Origin of the sequence: Desulfosporosinus sp. I2, from assembly GCF_000960765.1 — a bacterium.
GTDB lineage: Bacteria > Bacillota > Desulfitobacteriia > Desulfitobacteriales > Desulfitobacteriaceae > Desulfosporosinus.
The window spans coordinates 1-17,603 of record NZ_JYNH01000100.1; the positions used below are offsets into that span (position 1 = coordinate 1).

Genomic DNA, 17,603 nt, shown 5'->3' on the forward strand with positions numbered 1-17,603 from the left:
CCCTTACATAGGGATAGTTTGCCATACAGACAACCTTGTTCACCCTGCTCGGATTTTTTGCTGTATAGGCTAATGTTAGGTAACCACCATATGATACTCCTGCTATGTTTGTAATTTTAATATCCAAAGTATCTAATATTTTATTAACCCACAAAACCACGTCAAATTCTTTTGGATAGCTCTCATTAGGTTCACTTTTTCCAGCTCCCCCGAAATAATCGACTGCCACTACATAATAATGCTTTACAAATTCCTGTATGTTTGGAAACCAACACATTACTGAATTACTACCTGAATCATGAAAAAGTAACAGAGGGGGATTCGCTATATTACCAGAAACAATGACATGGGTTTTCCCATACTGAGTTTCAATATCCAATTCTTCTTTGTCAACTCCCCATAATTCAAGCAACTTGTCATAAGAATCATATAACAATCGTCTTCCTTCAGGTCTCTTGAATCTTTTTACCATCCCTATCCCTCCATTTTTCCTATTATTTAAACCCAGAATTGTCTCTTACCGCATTTCAGCTAACGTCCCGAGGGTTTGCGACGTCGGGTTACTACCCAAAATGTTTTCTCCGATGTCGCAAACCCTCTGTTATGCGCCGTTGGCAAAGGAATACCCGATCATTCCTTCTCTTCGTAATCATCTTCCCTCTTTAGTCCTGCTGTTCTAATGGTATCCAAGAAATTGACCAAACCCTGTGAACCAAGAAAAATCCCTAGACCTACAATAAATTGAGTTATCGGTCCTCCAGCACCAAGTAATAATCTTGTTGTATAATTAGGCAGTTCACTCGTGGAATGTATTTTCGCAATTGTGGATGCTAAGTTTGGCAATGAACTTCCTAGGAAAAAAAGACCGAGAACCGAAAACGATATTCTTTGTATATCACTGGCCTTTGTATCAAAACCCTCATTAGAATGACTCTCCCCTTTTACCATAATTACAGACAACTTATCAGATAGAAGCCATAGTAAAACTCCAAAGAGAATATACATCAATGGATAAATTATATTAAGTATATTCCCATAGGCCATGTTGTTCTGCATTACCACAGAAAAAGAAAATACATTGGAAAATACATTTATACCTAGAATAATCAAGTAGATACCAAGAATTTTGCAAGCTAGGCTCGCAATCTCACGCTTACTCACTCTTTTTCCCCCTATTTTTTATTAAGACCCAAATGGCGCATAACGTCTCGCGTATTCCCGAAGTCTGGTTACTACTTTCATATTCTCTCAGATTTTGGGAATACGCTGTTCTACGACGTATCGTGCCCCCAGACTCAGACAGCGCCATGGACGGCGCTGCCTTGAATTTCACCCAAAATACCTCTAATGCGCTAAATACGAATATTGTAAATTAATTTCTATTTCTTTGCACACTTACCCTTTTAATGTCTTTAAAAACTGATTTTTTTCATCCCCGTTTTTAAATAATTTAAACCAATCACATATTTCGCATGCAAAATCAATAAAAGCAACTCCTTGTGACGTTATTAAATTTTCATCTACTACAACTCTTTTATTAACAAAATTTTCTCTTGGAAAAGGGTCAATTTCTTCATATTGTTGTTTGTGCATTTCTGTCCATTCAATCATCGATGTAGTGTATTTTCTGTTTTGTAGAATATTAGATTTTGCTAAAAAATATGGTCCACCACAAATAGCACCTAAGAGTTTTCCTTGTGAATTAACATTTTTAATCAGTTCAATCAATTCGAGTCTTAGTTCACCATTCCAACCACCAGGAATTATTAATCCATCAACATTATCTTTAACACTATCTTTAACTAACCTCTTAGGTTTATATTCCAGTCCAGACACACTTCTTATAATATGATTTTCATATGCAATAGTAACTATTTCTTTACCTAAGTCCGTCCCTAAAATATGAGCAATAAGAGTCATTTCAAAGTCAGCCATTCCATCATAAATAAATACAAATATCTTATTGATATTCGATTTTATATTTTCACTTTTTACAAATACATGACAAGAAGAGCAATAGAAGTTATTAGTCTTAATCTTTAGTATATTTCCATCAGAGTCAGTTTCCTCAGCTTCATTTACAATCACATCAAGTTCTTTAATCGTTCCGCACTTAGGGCATATTTCGTTAGCCATATTCTACACCTCTTTTACATATTTTGTATTTCGCCTTGTCTTACTACTGCGAAGGAATACTATGAATTCTTTTCGTCCGCGCCAAGGATGGCGCGCCCTTTGCACGATATGTCGACATAATGTCTTAACGAATGTACAGACACATTTTTTCTGATTTCAGCCTTATTACGTGCATTTTCAAAGATTCTTTGAACAGTTCGTTCTGTTATGTGGTTGATCGGATCCTCCCCTGGGAACACCCAATCAACAACATGGTAGCTTGTTATGTACTTTCGCAATGCCTCGATAGCCCTTTCAGACAAGACAGTATATCGATCTTTCTTACCCTTACCTTGCCTTACATGTATTAGCATTCTATGATGATCAATATCTCCGATTTTTAGATTTACGACCTCACTCACCCTCAAACCTGCCGAATAGATCAAAATCAGGATTGCCCTGTGCTTTGAATTATTAACATTGTTTAAGATTTGGAGTACTTCCTTCTGACTAAGAACATCTGGCAACTTATGTTCTTTCTTAGGCCGTGGCAATCGATCAGTAGCCTCTTTACGACATAAAACCTTTGTAAGTAGAAATTTCAGCGCACTGAGGGATTGGTTGACATACGCATGGGATTTACCTTTCTCTCTTAATAAATAAAGCAAGAAATCCCGAACGTCCTCATTCGTTGAATCAGCTAAATCCTTTTTCAGAAAACCTTGATACCTGCTAATTGTCCCATATAAGCTTTAATAGTTTTATCACTATATCCACGTAGATCGAGTTCCTTCTGAACCGCAAGAAGTATTTCCCTCGTTCGGTCAGGCATAGAGGGCAAAGACCTCTTGTTTCTTTCGTGCCCTTTGACAAGTCATTTTTACCGTAAAACTCTAAGTGCTTATCCGTTTCCTTACAGCTTTTGTCATTAGTAATATTTGTTGATTTATTCAATCTATCCTCATGTAGATTCAAAAAATCAGGGCAACCTACTTTACTATTGCTAAATTGATCAGTCTCAAATGTGGAGTTACTATCTTTGGATTGGATAAATGATTCAAAAAAAACTTCCTTAGCAAAAACGCGTGTTAAATATTTGAGCGTTTCTTCCGAAAATGATACTGACCAATACCTGTCAATAGGATACCAACGTCTCCCCTTAATCGTCTTAATCTTACTCACTTCGTCTAGTGAAAAGGGGCTAATGAAACTGATCCTGAGTTCTGTTTTGCTTATATTTTGGACAAATATGGGCAACTAGCTCGCTCCTTTCTCAAGTAGCGCTGGGTTATATAGGACAAATTCCACAAAATTTTTGTAAATCCTTCTCATTCTGTAAACATTAGATTAATTTACCTTATTATGTATCCTAAATTGCATATTCAGATTCTAATACCGATTATGGAGCTCGCTAATTAACCAGGAAACCCAGAGCCTTTTCCATAATAGGCGTTTTGTATGAATTCTTTATTTCAGATATATTTGAAATATTCTAATAAATAGAACTCACAAATCCCCTCGTTCCAAATTGGACGAGGGAACTTATGCTTAACATAATATTGATATTTGATACATTGTTTATCGGACTCAGGTATAAAAAGTAAATTACTTATTGTTGGCGATCACTAATTACGCCAACCTAAAGCCCTAAAGAGCGCAGTGGCAGCTTCAGCACGATTTACTGTTTCACGTGGGGCCAACACTTGCCCCTCTACCTTGATAATCCCAGTACTACTGGCTATGGCGACATAACCTAGAGCATCTGAGCTGATTTGATCCGAATCTTGAAAACCGACTTGATAAATATCCTTAAGTTCTGCTAGCTTATTCAGCTGAATATAGCGTAATAAAACTTTAGCTAGGAGTTCACGATTCACTAGATCTCCAGGCTTAAGATCTTCTTTCAACCATCCTAGCTCTTTTGCTTTAGAGATAACCTCTAGATCAGTAAGGCCAGTATTTCCCCATAACCCAAATCGGCTAAGATACATCGCACGTAACAAGGAGCCAACACTCATCTTTTCTAGAGGTTTAAAGCTATTTCCATAATCACCAAATAACCCGGCTTGCCCAAGTACAGTGATCTCAGGTGCGCCATTCACTTCAGCTAGATCCGTAAAACTATAGGGTTTTGGTCCTTTTTCTATTGCCTGACCCTGGTAATCAAGCAATTCTCCGCTTTTGGCGTCCAAAGTGTTAGAGCTTGGAATACTGCGGTCTTGGGCAGTTGGCAGATAAACCAAGCGTAAATCTCCCGGTACTCCATTAGAATAGATCCGAACATAGGTAAGCGTTAAAGGACGTACCTTCAGAAATGACTCTACAGCTTTATCTTTGCTGAGAATTCCAGTAACACTCGGCAAATCTAGTTCAAACCAGTTAAGCTGATAACTCGTGATTTTGCCAGTGACAGAATCAACGTTAACAAACATACCATTATCTGGGAAATCTACCCCATTGGCCACTCTATGATAAGAAAAGCTCTGTATACTCCCCTGTTCCGGACTCATTTTACCCATTGAATTATTATCGGGATCTAACACGACTTGGCTAAACCGATCCCCCTGAACCTTTTTCAGAAATTCCTCGGCTAAACTTTGAGCTGCTGCCCGATCTAGTTTAACCTCAGTTTTCCCGGTTTGTTGATAAGAGATATCAAAACCTAGCAACTCGCCGGTTGTGGCGCTAACTCTAGCACTTAAGTATTGAGGAGCTCCTTCCTCTTTGCCGGGCACTATATTGTTCCAGTCAAAGCTCCAGATACGTTTGTCCGCACTACGCCAGTCCTTAGACAGATTTGCACTGCGTAATGTCAGATTATCAGGAATCTCGATCCAGCTCTTAACTGCTGCAATTGCCTCATCCCGTTTAAGGAGCTTGGCATTACGTTCCACTTCTTGTTGTTCCTGTGGGGTTAGGACTTGGCTTCCATTAGAGATTGAGCCTCTTTCCAACTTCGCGCTACCCATTCCCCCATTTCCAAACGAATCAGTAGCCAGCCATTCTCCTTGTTTTAGTTGAAGTGGCGCACCCGTAAATGCATCAATTGCCCCTCCATTTTCTCCTTTCAACTCATATACAAGCTTTGCTTCCTGCTTTTGTCCTACAATGAGTGGTCTATATGATGAAGGAATCCAGTATTCAAGTTTAAAAAAGGGTGCCGTAGCGAAAGCCTGCTGTGCCTGATCGATATTGATCACGCCCTTAACCTCAGGTGCCTTTACTTCATTCCAGTTGAGGTTATAGGACGTAATATGCCCATCATTACCTGACACTTGGACATTGACTCCATTGCTGAGAAAGGGTATCCCATTTATGAGTCGTTGATATTGTAAAGAATAATTGAAAGGACCATTAGTTAATGGCATAATCTCTTGTTCACTAGGAATTAGGCTTAATTCCTCACTACGCTTGCCCAATAAACGAGTCAGTAAATTATCGCTAATTTCTTGAGCACTCGATTTAGTAATAGTCGCGACTGACTGACTATTACCCGGTTGCTCCTCATTCTTCCAATAGTTCATACTTAGAATATCCCCGTTTATTGCACTAACCTCTGCTCCGAACTCCCCTGGGCGTTCTGCTGAACCATTCCAACGTAAAGCCCATACTTTGCGATCATCGTAAGTGTTGTAAGTAGAGCTAAAGTCCGTATATTCACTTGGAACGTCGAAGTTGGTTTTAACGATTTCAATAGCCTTTTCGAGGGTCACTTCTGGCATAGCTAAAGATCCAACAGCTGGTGATAAACTACTTTCTCCTGCAAAAGCTAAAGGAGCAGAAATCGTCGGAACTAGTAAAAAAGCAACAACGATCACAGCCAAGATCGAACTCAATATATTTTTCATTCTCTCATCTACCTTCCTCTCTTCTCTCTTATTCTTAATAGGAACTTCCTACTCACGGTTCGATGTTCGAACTCGAATGTTTTCTTGTACCTCCTTTTACAACTTGATACTTGTCTTTTGGCACCTAGCACGATTGCCATGATTTCAATCTATTTCATACTATTTATAGACGCATTCGAACAATGTTTCTGACAATAAAATTATCGACATTATTATACATAATTCGCGCACTCATTAAATTTCAGTAAATTAATACTTACCTTGAATATTGTTCATAACTAGAAGGAAATAGGCCATCTGCGTAAATAAATACAGATGGCCTATAAAATAATCATAAAAGTCTAGCTCTCGTAATACTTTTCTCTCCATATTTCTCTTTTACTAAATCAAGAACCTTCGTTAGATTTTCACGTTCCAGTTGGGGCTCTTCAAATAAAGACAATTGATTTTCAAGCTGATCGGTCAGATTATGTAGTGTAACACCAATTAACCGAATCGGTTGTTTAAGCGATACCTCACCTAGGAGACTACAGGCCTCATGATAAATCACATCCTCAAGATCAGTAGCCCGTAGCAATGTACGCGAACGAGATAGCGTACGAAAATCATCGTACCGGACTTTTAAAGTAACCGTTTTGCCTCTGAGCATCTCCTTACGCAAACTTCGGCCTACATCAACAGCAAGCTTCAGCAAAGTCGTCTCCAACGCGTCATGATCTGCAATATCCTTTGCAAACGTCATCTCACGACCGATTGATTTAACCACTCGGTCGCTTTCCACAGGTCGATCATCAATCCCTTGAGCCAACTGATAAAGTTGACTTCCCAAAGTTCCAAATAATTGGGTCAAGAAATTTAATTCCAGGTGACGTAAGTCCCTAACTGTTTTGATATTGTAATTGTGCAATTGCACCGCTGTTTTTTCGCCGACTCCCCAGATCCTTTCCACCGGCAATGGGTCTAGAAACTCCTGAATCTTATCAGGTTGAACAACCACAAAACCATTTGGTTTTTTTATGTCTGAGGCGAGCTTTGCCAAAAACTTATTGCAGGCTATGCCGACTGAAGCTGTTAAGCTTAGTTCCTGCTGGATGCGTTGTTTTATCGACAAGGCAATTGTATCCACAGGACCAAATAAACTTGTAGAACCTGTTACATCTAAAAAGGCTTCATCAAGTGATAGAGGCTCAACCATAGGAGTATAAGCCAAAAATATCTGACGAATTTGCAAGGATACTTCTCGATATTTTTGTGCGTTTACTGGCAAGAAAGTTGCGAACGGACAGCGACGGGAAGCCTCTGCAATAGGCATCGCAGAGTGTATTCCATATTTACGCGCTTCATACGAAGCAGCAGAAACCACACCTCGACTATTGGGTCTGCCTCCAACCACTACGGGTTTACCCATTAAGGAAGGATCGTCGCGCTGTTCAACGGAGGCGAAGAAAGCATCCATATCCACATGTAATATTTTGCGATAGTTCGCCCAAATGTCCATCTTTCCCTCAACTAAAAGTTTTGGTTGCTTATTCTTCCGCTTCTTTCATTGGACAAGAATTAGATAAATCAATATCCGCAGTTATTTCTTTCCAGGAAGCTTCTTTAATATTGACATTTTCTAAGAGAAGAATAAGGTCGGATCTTCCGAAATATGCAGGAACTCCTTGAGGATCTAAGGTCATGAGAACAACAGGCATCCCTTTAAAGACAGGTAGCAATCCTTTGATAACCATAGATGCATTAAACGAATTCTGAAATACAGTCGGTTGGACAGAAACAACGGCAATGGATTTACCTTGCTCTGTTACAACGGCACTTTCAAATTGAGTGTTCAAAAAAATCAGCTCCTATTTTGTCATAAAATTCATCTAGTTTTAGAATTCGACAGGTACTTTAAAAACCCTGCAAAAGAAAGATACTCACTTGGTAAGCATTCAGATCCTATCCTCTGAAATAATTCACGCCACCGGCAAAAATCGGTTGATACTTATTCCCTGGAACATTTTTCGCAATTTCCAGACCTGTTCTTTCGGAATGAGCCATTTTACCCAGAATACGTCCATCTGGGCTGGTGATTCCTTCAATCGCCTCAAAAGAGCCATTGGGCGTATAGATAACATCATTGCTTGGGTTACCGTCAAGATCAACATATTGGGTAGCAACCTGTCCCTTATCAATTAACATCTGGATCACTTCCTGATTGGCAACAAACCGTCCTTCTCCGTGGGAGATGGGCACGGTATGAATATCTCCCAGTTTCACCCCGCTAAACCATGGGGATAAGACGGAAACTACTTTGGTTTCGACCATACAGGAAACGTGACGTCCGATTTTATTATACGTGAGGGTAGGAGAATCCTCCCTTAAATCGATAATTTCTCCATAGGGAACAAGGCCCAGTTTAATCAACGCTTGAAAACCATTACAAATTCCGAGCATCAAACCATCCCGTTGGTTCATAAGCTCAGCCACCGCTTCTTTAATCCTGGGGTTTCTGAACATAGTAGCAATAAATTTACCCGAACCGTCTGGTTCATCCCCAGCACTAAAGCCCCCGGGAAGCATGACGATTTGAGCCTGCTTTATCTTCTTAACCATCTCTTGAATAGACTGTTCCACATCGGTTGCCGTCAGGTTTTTGATCACTAAAGTTTCAACAAGCCCTCCGGCTTTCTCAAAGGCTTTAGCAGAGTCGTATTCACAATTGGTACCTGGAAAAACCGGAATAAAGATTCTTGGTTTCGCTATTTTTGTGGACGGTGTATAAGTATTGCGCAAGTTGAAGCTCACAATTTGCGGTTTTACAACGTTTTCCGTTTGAGTCGGAAAAATCTTTTCCAATGGCTTTTCCCAAGCCTGTAAAGCGATATTTAGCTCAACATCCACACCATTAACCGTAATCACCGGTTTTCCCTGGGTAACTCCGAGCAGTTGATACTCAACTTCTCCGAACACTTCAGCTAGATCCACCGTTTCTTCAATTTCCAAGACAATTGAACCATAATCAGCCGAAAACAGTTGACTGATCTCTAGTGGACTGTTAATAATCATCCCGATTCGATTTCCAAACGCCATTTTACTCAGTGCTGCAGCAAGTCCTCCCATCCTGACGGTATGAGTAGCTAAAACGTTTCCAGTATGAATTAAAGAATTAATCTTAGTATAGTTTTTGCTAAGTTGTTTAAAGTCAGGAACCTCATGTTCATCCCGAATGACCTTGACTAGGACCACCTGACTGCCAATCTTTTTGAACTCTTGAGACACAACTTTATCCGCCTCAATCACATTGACTGCAAAAGCAACTAAGGTTGGAGGAACGTGCAAATCCATGAAGGTTCCTGACATACTGTCTTTTCCACCGATCGCCGGTATCCCTAGTTTTTTCTGAGCATAAAAAGCCCCTAGCAATGCACTAAAGGGTTTCCCCCATTTTTCAGGTTCTTTTCCTAATCGTTCGAAATACTCTTGAAGGGTAAGCCGAACCTTGCGATAATCCCCGCCAAGGGCCACGCTTTTAGTTACCGCATCAACGACAGCATATAAGGCACCGTGAAACGGACTCCACTTCGACAATTGTGGGTTATAGCCATAGGTCATAATGGTCGCCGTATTCGTTTCCCCAGACAGAACAGGGATCTTAGCTACCATCCCTTCCGCCGGAGTAACCTGATATTTTCCCCCTAACGGCATCAGAACAGATGACATCCCGATAGTACTGTCAAACCTCTCTACCAACCCTTTTTGGCTACAGACATTTAAATCTGTCAGATTAGCTAACCAAGCTTCGTTTAATAAGGAGCCTTCGCTTTCCATATTTTTTACAGCTAGTTTTCGTTCGACTGTTTCCGGTAGCCGAGTAAAATAATTTTGAGTTTCCATAGGAAGAGCGACTTGAACCTTAGTCGTCTGCTTAACCCCATTGGTATCGAGAAATTCTCGGCTGAGATCAACAATGGTCTGTCCTCGCCAAACCATCGTGAGTCTAGGATCAGAACTAACCTGAGCCACTAAAGTGGCTTCCAAGTTTTCCTCATGAGCATATTTTGTAAATATCTCAAAATCTTGAGCACGAATTACAACGGCCATGCGCTCTTGAGATTCTGAAATCGCGAGTTCTGTTCCATCCAGACCTTCATATTTTTTGGGAACTGCATCAAGGTTTATTTCCAAGCCATCGGTTAATTCTCCAATAGCTACCGAAACTCCACCCGCTCCAAAATCATTGCATCGTTTGATTAGAGTACTTACCTTTGCATTACGGAAGAGCCTTTGAATTTTCCGTTCTGTCGGAGGATTTCCTTTTTGTACTTCCGCCCCACAGGTCAGTAAGGACTCTGTAGTATGTTCTTTGGAAGAACCTGTCGCACCACCACATCCATCCCGCCCTGTTCTCCCGCCGACGAGCACGACAACATCCCCTGCTTCAGGGGCTTCGCGCACGACGTTCTTCCGGGGAGCTGCGGCAATCACAGCCCCAATTTCCATACGTTTGGCTACAAAGCCTTCATCATAGACTTCCGTTACTTGCCCCGTAGCCAGACCAATTTGATTTCCGTAGGAACTATAACCAGACGCAGCACCTCTCGTGATCTTTCTCTGAGGGAGTTTTCCGGGTAGAGTATCCTCTAGCTTGGACCTCGGATCACCGCTTCCCGTTACACGCATGGCTTGATATACATAAGTGCGCCCAGACAAGGGATCTCGAATGGCACCCCCTAGACAGGTAGCCGCCCCACCGAACGGCTCTATTTCTGTCGGATGGTTATGAGTCTCATTTTTAAACATCACCAGCCACTCTTCGTCTTGACCGTTGATATCGACATTTACAACAATACTACACGCATTAATCTCATCCGATTCATCGAGGTCTGGTAATTTCCCTTTCTTCTTTAGCTCTTTCATAGCCAAAACGCCGATGTCCATCAGACAGACATCTCGGTTAGCGGGGTTTTCACCATAGACATAATCCCGGGAAGTGAGATATTCATGGTAAGCCGTATTTAAAGGAGCAGCAAAATACCCTTCTGGAAAAGAAACTTCTTCGATCTTTGTATTAAACGTGGTGTGCCGACAATGATCCGACCAGTAAGTGTCTATCACTCGGATTTCAGTAATCGTCGGATTCCGTTGCTCTGTCTCTCGAAAATATTTTTGGCAGAATGCTAAATCCTCGTAACTCATTGCTAAGCCTGTTTCATTAAAAAAGGTCCGCAATTCTTCAGGTGACTTTTCAATAAAGCGTTCAATAATTTCGACATCTGGCGGAATTACAGGTTCAAATTCCAAGCTTTCCGGTTTTTCTAAAGTAGCTTCCCGTGATTCAACAGGGTTGATGCAGTAAGCCTTAATTTTTTGGAAATCCTCTGGGGATAATTGACCCTTTAAAACAATCACCTTCGCCGAAGCAATAGCGGGCCGCTCTTTTTGGGTCAGGATCTGTACACACTGGGCTGCTGAATCTGCCCGTTGATCATACTGACCGGGCAAATATTCCATAGCAAAAATTCGGTCTTGATTGGGAATCTCTATATCTTCGTCAAACACCAAATCCAAGGGAGGCTCAGCAAAGATAATAGGACGGGATTTAGCGTATTCCTCATCTGTAATTCCTGAAATATCATACCGATTAATGACTCTTAAGCCATGCAATCCTTTGATCCCTAAGTTTTCTAATAGATCGTTATAGAGACCTTGAGCTTCAATATCATAGCCCGGTTTTTTTTCCACATAAATTCGTTTCACAGCATTTACTTCCATATCATCCTCCGTCAGTTAGTTTTAGATGCAACTATTTGATCTTCGATTACCCTTGATCCATAAAATATGTTTAAGGCCATAGCACTTTTGTCTATGGCCTTGTCGCGCAATTATTGTTGACACTTAATTCTCTTAGATTGCATAATACCATGATTTCAATTGAAATAAAAGAAGCCCAGCATTTTAATTTTCTCTAAGAAAAATCTTTTTCAAAAAACCTTTCCGAAGGTCTTAAGTTTAACTATCTCAGTCTATCTTCTTTTGCTCTGAATGTAAGGAATTACCGTCGGTAGCATGGAAATAAAGATGATTCCAAAGATTACATACGTGAAATTTTGTTTGACCGCAGGGATATTTCCAAAGAAAAACCCTGTAAACATAAACAGCATGACCCAAGACACTCCACCAATAAAATTGTATATAAAAAACCTAGTAAAGCTCATTTTACCGAGACCCGCAACGAAAGGTGCAAACGTTCGAATAATTGGCAAAAATCTTGATAAAATTATAGCCTTACCCCCATGCCTCTTATAAAAAGCTTGGGTTTTATACAGGTATTCTTTCTTTATAATCCGTGAGTTTTTCATACCAAGTAACTTATGCCCAATTATTTTGCCGATAAAATAATTTAATATATTTCCTCCAATAGCCGCAAGTATTAGCAGTATTAAGGCTAACTTAAAGTTCAAGGCTTTCGAAGCTCCCAAAGCCCCTATTACAAAAAGCAATGAGTCACCAGGCAGAAAAGGGGTTACCACAAATCCGGTTTCACTAAAAATGATCAAAAATAATACAAAATAAGTCCAAGGGCCATAGACCATAATGATTTCTACGAGGTGTCGATCAATGTGAAGTATAAAATCGATAAAACTAGTTATTAATCCCATAATAGCTCCTTTTATAGTTAATGTTGGTATGACCGAATTATAATATTCGCCAAAGTTCCGAGAAATTCCTTTATCAAAATTTGGCTTTCAGAATTACTATGCCCTGATTTCTTTCATTCCACTTATAATCGAAGGGTCTCTGGTATAAACAAAGGACCCTTCGCTCATAAGTTACAAGAAGTATAACTAGGAACTATAATTATACTTCATTTTACTACAATTCTTTTTCTTGAATATATTCCATGAGCAACTTAGCGGTTCCTCCTGTAAGTTTTAGACATCGCCGCAAATGCTCTGGAGAATCAAATTCATGCGGATTTAAACTACGGCAACAAGTACCTCCAAATTCCACCTTGAAGCGATCGTGAAATTCATGAGCAACTTCATAGGCTTCTTCTCTTGATTGTTTGGGATCATTGCGACCTCTATATAGTCCTAGAATCATGATTGAACCAGTCAATGCACCACACTGACAACCAGCATGTCCTAATCCTCCACCAAAACCAGTAGCAATTTTTAAGCTTTCTTGACTCAACGGATAGTTCATAATCTCGTTAAAAGTATGAAGTATGGACTCAGCACAGTTTAAACCGTTCTTAAAATTGTTACCCGCTCGTGATCGCGCCTCTAAAGCTAAATCCTCCATTGCTAGTCCCCTTTCTCTTACGGATGGTTCTTGTCTATTTAATAATTTAATTCAACAATAGCAGTCTAAATTCCTACTATTACTAAAACTTTTTTGGGTAAAAACAAAGTGGGCAGTACAAACATCAGAGTTTTTGTTACTGCCCCGCATTAGGATGGGTTATAAATTTCTCCGAAATACTTTATACTAGTCGCTAAGAATGAGTTACTTCTAAGACCCCTTTATCAAGATCATATTTAATCCCAAGGACGTCTACCTCTTTTAAATTGACACCCTCCTTAATAAGGGGGCTCTTTAAAAGATCTCTAAGGGCATTTTGAATGTTAAGATCTGTACTTGCTTCGATTAATTCTTTACCAGTCGTGCCCATTGCCCTCGCCTCAATGACAGCAGGTTTAATTTTTTCGATGAGCGCTGAAATACTACCGTTACTTTCTCCTCCTTCTACTGCAGCAGTGACCGCTCCACATTCTTCATGTCCAAGAACTACAATTAATGGAACTTTTAAATGCTCAACCGCATATTCAACACTTCCTAATTCAACCGGGGTAATAATATTCCCCGCTACTCTAACAACAAATAAATCTCCCAAGGCTTGATCAAATAAAATTTCAGGCGGAACCCTCGAATCAGAGCAGCTAACTATAACCGCGAAGGGATGCTGTCCATTCTTAAGTAATTCACTACGTCTTGTAAAACTGAGGTCTTTACTTAAGGGCTTGCCAGCAACAAAACGCCCATTTCCGTCCATTAAGAGTTGTATTGCATCGTCTGGTGAAGAGATTACTTCCGCTCGTTTATAGACGGGAACCAGAGCCATCGCTTTTTGGGCAGTTGAGTTGTTCGGGTCTAAAGTATGTTCATCAGTCGTAGGTGTAATCTGATTTCGGCAGCCACTTAAGATCGTCGCTAAGCTAAGCAGGACGGTCATAAGATAAACTGTAGGTTTTTTCACTTAAATCTCTCCTTACAAATTTGACTATGATAATTTTTTACCTTTAGACCATTTTACCCAAAAAATCCCTTAGCTTAGTCATAACACCACAATAAGAAATGAATAACAACCGCTTCCTTTTTGAGCGTTCTTTAAAGATAACAGTAATTGAGGAGTGCAAGGTACAAATAAGGTCAACAATTATTTTGGTGAATAAAAACACCGGCCAAATTAATGACCGGTGTTAGATTATAATATTTGTGTTATTCCAGTTGTAGGTGTACTCTTCTTAAATGAAAGAGTCATTATTCTGTTTGCCTATAGAATAATGACTCTGGGACGTTAATGAATGTTGAATTTATCAATCGATTGCTGTAACTCGTTGGCAAGCTGAGATAAGCCTTGACTAGCATTCGCAATTTCTGTCATTGACGCTGCTTGCTCTTCGGATGCAGCGGAAACCTGCTCTGTACTAGCTGCATTGCTCTCGGCTATGCTGGCTAGAGTTCTTAAAATCTCAATAATCTGGTCTTTTTTCTTAGCCATTTCTTTCCCAGAGTTATTTAACGTATGCATAATTGATTTTGTCTCTTCGATTGCTTCCGCTATCCCCTTGAATTTCTCTATAGTAATCGTGACACTTTCTTCTTGCTTCCTCGCAATCGCTGAACTCAACCCTATAACATCTACCGCATTTTGAGAGTTTGCCTTTAATTCCTTAACAATAATGTCAATTTCTCTAGTCGATTGTGCGGATTGTTCCGCTAACTTCCTAATTTCTTCTGAAACAACGGCAAATCCTCTACCTGCCTCACCGGCTCGAGCTGCCTCTATGGCAGCATTCAAGGCTAATAGATTAGTTTGATCGGCAACAGCTTGAATCAACTGACTGGCGGAATTAATTTTCTCGGCACTTTGATTTGTCTTTAGGATTCCTTCCTGGATTCGTTCTGTATAGTGCTCTCTTTCTTCTGTGTTTTCCAGTAAATCTTTGATAGCAATACTTCCCTCATCTTTAAGAGTCTCAACAATCTCAATAGAATTATTCAGATCTACTAGATTCTGTTGGTCTTCCTGAATTGTAACTCCTAATTCGGTCATTTCCCGAACCCCATTTTCCGTATCTCTTACCTGATCTGTGGCACTACCTGCAATTTGTTCAATCGTTTTAGCCACCTCATCAACCGCAATGGCCGACTGCATAGATATAGACGTAAGTTCCTGAGAAGTATTTGAAACCTGTTTTGCTGTTAAAGATAAATGGTTTAAGATTTCTCGTTGATTTATATTTGTTGCTTTTATAACCTGGTTTAAAATTCCGAACTCATTATTTCTTCTTGATATAACCTCCGACAACTTTTCGACATCAAGCTCTTTATATGGATTTTCATAAAATACGATATCACTGTGAATCTCTTTTACTTCATTCAATTTGATATCTGCACCTATCGCACCTAAAAATTTCCCTTTTAGGGTGATCGGTAGCATGATACTGGTCATTAAAATCGATTTCCCATTAAATTCATAAGTATAGGGCTCTAGAATTATTAGTTTGCCACTCTCTTTAGGACGAGAGTACCAAGTTTCATCATAGACATTCTTGAGAGCAGTTACTTCAATCGTTTCGTTTTCCCGAAATACATAGGAAGTAAATTGTCCATGGTCATAATAGTCGATATTTTGGAAATGATCATCCTTGCCATCGAAAGCATCAGGTTCCCAGAATGAACTTAAGGCGAGGATTTGTTCGTTTCGACTTAATAAGGTCTTTTGCAGCTCAATAACAGTCTGTCTGTCGGGATTTCCGCTTTTTTTGATTCTAATAAGTTCAACGAGAAGTTCTTTGACTAGCTTGACACCCTCTTCTAGAATTATATAATCCCCTAATGATCCTCTTTTTAAAGTTTCTATTGATATTGCTATTAACTTTTTTGTTTTGTAATTTTGAAATACAATAATTGCGAGTAACGCTAAAATACTTAAGATCAAGAGGTATATCGCAAAATTTGAGTTTCTAAAGACAAAACTGATGATGATCATCATTACTGATAACATCAAAGGTAGTAAATTGCTTCTGCACCATATGAATGACCTCAAAGCCATCCCCCCTATCCACTTTTTCTTATATTATAACAGAATAATTCAATTTTCGCGCAATATTACGGATCATCTTTTGACAATTTAGAAACAAAATACCCAGTGATTTATAATTAATCAACGAAATAATTCTAGTGTAAAATTTGGCCAATCGGCGCACACTAATTCTGGAATACCGTAGGAGGAGCTAGATGTGTTGAAAAAGCTACTTTTAGGCACTTTAATTACACTAGTAAGTCTATATGTAATATTTCAAATTGCTTATATTGCTACCTCAAGGCCGTTTTTTTGTGCTAAATGTCATGAGGTTGCAAAGTATGTCTCATCATGGCAAGTATCAGCACACAAAACAATTGGATGTTTAGACTGCCATCAGCCGAGAGGTGAATTAGGTAAATTTCATGCTAAAGCACGGGGTTTGAACTACGTATTTCAACATTTTTGTAAAAAGTATACTATACCTTCACGAGCTATTATTTCAGAACAAAATTGTATAGGATGTCATTTAGGGGACAATGCGTCATACCCTGATACTATTCATCTTAAAAACACACCTGCGATAAACCATTACCAAACTATTAAACAGTCAAAATCCTGTTTGGAATGTCATCGAGAATCAGGTCATAAAGTAGATATCTACCTGTCGCCCGAATTAAAAGGCGCTAAGTCATAAAAGAAAAAATATAAATTTCCAATCACCAGGGAGTTCCATTAGTTGATACCAATTCGCCCGAGAGATTGAATGATGACTGTTCCACCAAGAAAGATAATTAGAAATGAAGAAACAATAGCCAAACGATTGACAACTTGCCACCGTTCCAGCTTTTTTATAGTATGACTTGCCCGGACCACAAATACTGCGATCCCTACCATTGTAATTGCACCACCGATCGAAAAAGCGCCCACTAGTCCTAACCCTAAGGGAATTTTATTGGCTGAAACTGCCGCTAGTAAAATTGCTAAAGCGCTTGGGCATGGAACAATCCCAGTAAAAAAGCCTGTTAAAAACAGATTGGAACGTGAGGTCGGAACAGAATGGGACTCTGAATGGTGATGATTACAATGACTTATACATCCGACGGTTCCCTGTACTTTATTTGTTTTTTGCCTAGCCTCGCAAAAGTCAAAATACCTTTGAGTCAAAATATTTAATCCAATATAAATCACGACAACCCCAGAAATAAGTTGAAACCACTGGATCAGATTATCAGGCACTATTACTTTAACTGCCGACGAAGCTGAAAGGGCTATCAGTGTAATAGAGAGAGTATGTGCCAACGCTGAAATCAAACCTATGCCGATAGCATCTTTAATCTTGG

14 protein-coding genes are annotated in these 17,603 nt (G+C 39.5%); 1 reads left to right on the forward strand and 13 read right to left on the reverse strand.

Annotation, left to right across the window (positions count from 1 at the left end):
- The 12 genes from UF75_RS18245 to UF75_RS18310 all read right to left on the reverse strand — a co-directional run.
- Window positions 1–472: alpha/beta fold hydrolase (locus UF75_RS18245; RefSeq protein ID WP_045576004.1), on the reverse strand; the 472-nt coding region annotated here is incomplete at its 3' end.
- A 158-nt stretch (window positions 473–630) separates the two neighbouring features.
- Window positions 631–1,161 carry a hypothetical protein gene (locus UF75_RS18250; protein ID WP_045576005.1) on the reverse strand — a complete coding sequence of 177 codons (531 nt, stop codon included), beginning with the start codon at window positions 1,159–1,161 and terminating at the stop codon, window positions 631–633.
- Between the two features lie 234 nt (window positions 1,162–1,395).
- A complete protein-coding gene (locus UF75_RS18260) occupies window positions 1,396–2,136 on the reverse strand; it encodes a DJ-1/PfpI family protein (protein ID WP_348983075.1) in 741 nt (246 codons plus the stop codon).
- Between the two features lie 59 nt (window positions 2,137–2,195).
- The gene (locus tag UF75_RS18265; protein WP_082075220.1) at window positions 2,196–2,852 is read right to left on the reverse strand and encodes a tyrosine-type recombinase/integrase; all 657 of its coding nucleotides are present in this window, start codon (window positions 2,850–2,852) and stop codon (window positions 2,196–2,198) included.
- Window positions 2,853–3,740: 888 nt separating this feature from the next.
- Window positions 3,741–5,963: a YcdB/YcdC domain-containing protein gene (locus UF75_RS18275; RefSeq protein WP_045576008.1), complete on the reverse strand. Its 2,223-nt coding sequence runs from the start codon at window positions 5,961–5,963 to the stop codon at window positions 3,741–3,743.
- A 331-nt stretch (window positions 5,964–6,294) separates the two neighbouring features.
- On the reverse strand, window positions 6,295–7,461 hold the full coding sequence (gene dinB, locus UF75_RS18280) for a DNA polymerase IV (RefSeq protein ID WP_045576009.1): 1,167 nt from the start codon (window positions 7,459–7,461) through the stop codon (window positions 6,295–6,297).
- Window positions 7,462–7,489: 28 nt separating this feature from the next.
- Entirely contained in the window at window positions 7,490–7,798 is a 309-nt protein-coding gene (locus UF75_RS18285; RefSeq protein WP_045576010.1) for a hypothetical protein, read from the reverse strand.
- Window positions 7,799–7,904: 106 nt separating this feature from the next.
- Entirely contained in the window at window positions 7,905–11,720 is a 3,816-nt protein-coding gene (locus UF75_RS18290; protein WP_045576011.1) for a phosphoribosylformylglycinamidine synthase, read from the reverse strand.
- Between the two features lie 251 nt (window positions 11,721–11,971).
- Window positions 11,972–12,607 carry a DedA family protein gene (locus tag UF75_RS18295; protein WP_045576012.1) on the reverse strand — a complete coding sequence of 212 codons (636 nt, stop codon included), beginning with the start codon at window positions 12,605–12,607 and terminating at the stop codon, window positions 11,972–11,974.
- A gap of 214 nt (window positions 12,608–12,821) precedes the next feature.
- Window positions 12,822–13,253 (reverse strand): C-GCAxxG-C-C family protein, encoded by a 432-nt coding sequence (locus tag UF75_RS18300; protein ID WP_045576013.1) that lies wholly within the window; start codon window positions 13,251–13,253, stop codon window positions 12,822–12,824.
- A 193-nt stretch (window positions 13,254–13,446) separates the two neighbouring features.
- Entirely contained in the window at window positions 13,447–14,208 is a 762-nt protein-coding gene (locus tag UF75_RS18305) for a carbonic anhydrase (RefSeq protein WP_045576014.1), read from the reverse strand.
- 321 nt (window positions 14,209–14,529) lie between these two features.
- Entirely contained in the window at window positions 14,530–16,284 is a 1,755-nt protein-coding gene (locus tag UF75_RS18310) for a methyl-accepting chemotaxis protein (protein WP_242860320.1), read from the reverse strand.
- A 193-nt stretch (window positions 16,285–16,477) separates the two neighbouring features.
- On the opposite strand from UF75_RS18310, the gene UF75_RS18315 reads away from it, so the two are divergent.
- Window positions 16,478–16,957 (forward strand): NapC/NirT family cytochrome c, encoded by a 480-nt coding sequence (locus UF75_RS18315; RefSeq protein ID WP_045576016.1) that lies wholly within the window; start codon window positions 16,478–16,480, stop codon window positions 16,955–16,957.
- A gap of 38 nt (window positions 16,958–16,995) precedes the next feature.
- On the opposite strand, the gene UF75_RS18320 is transcribed toward UF75_RS18315, so the two are convergent.
- A partial coding sequence (locus tag UF75_RS18320) for a cytochrome c biogenesis protein CcdA (RefSeq protein WP_045576017.1) occupies window positions 16,996–17,603 on the reverse strand: 608 nt, incomplete at its 5' end.

What these genes read in the sequence shown, in the direction of transcription:
- UF75_RS18275 (WP_045576008.1), bottom strand. Translation starts at nt 5,963, where the DNA reads ATGAAAAATATATTGAGTTCGATCTTGGCTGTGATCGTTGTTGCTTTT.
- UF75_RS18295 (WP_045576012.1), bottom strand. Translation starts at nt 12,607, where the DNA reads ATGGGATTAATAACTAGTTTTATCGATTTTATACTTCACATTGATCGA.
- UF75_RS18260 (WP_348983075.1), bottom strand. Translation starts at nt 2,136, where the DNA reads ATGGCTAACGAAATATGCCCTAAGTGCGGAACGATTAAAGAACTTGAT.
- UF75_RS18300 (WP_045576013.1), bottom strand. Translation starts at nt 13,253, where the DNA reads ATGGAGGATTTAGCTTTAGAGGCGCGATCACGAGCGGGTAACAATTTT.
- dinB (WP_045576009.1), bottom strand. Translation starts at nt 7,461, where the DNA reads ATGGACATTTGGGCGAACTATCGCAAAATATTACATGTGGATATGGAT.
- UF75_RS18290 (WP_045576011.1), bottom strand. Translation starts at nt 11,720, where the DNA reads ATGGAAGTAAATGCTGTGAAACGAATTTATGTGGAAAAAAAACCGGGC.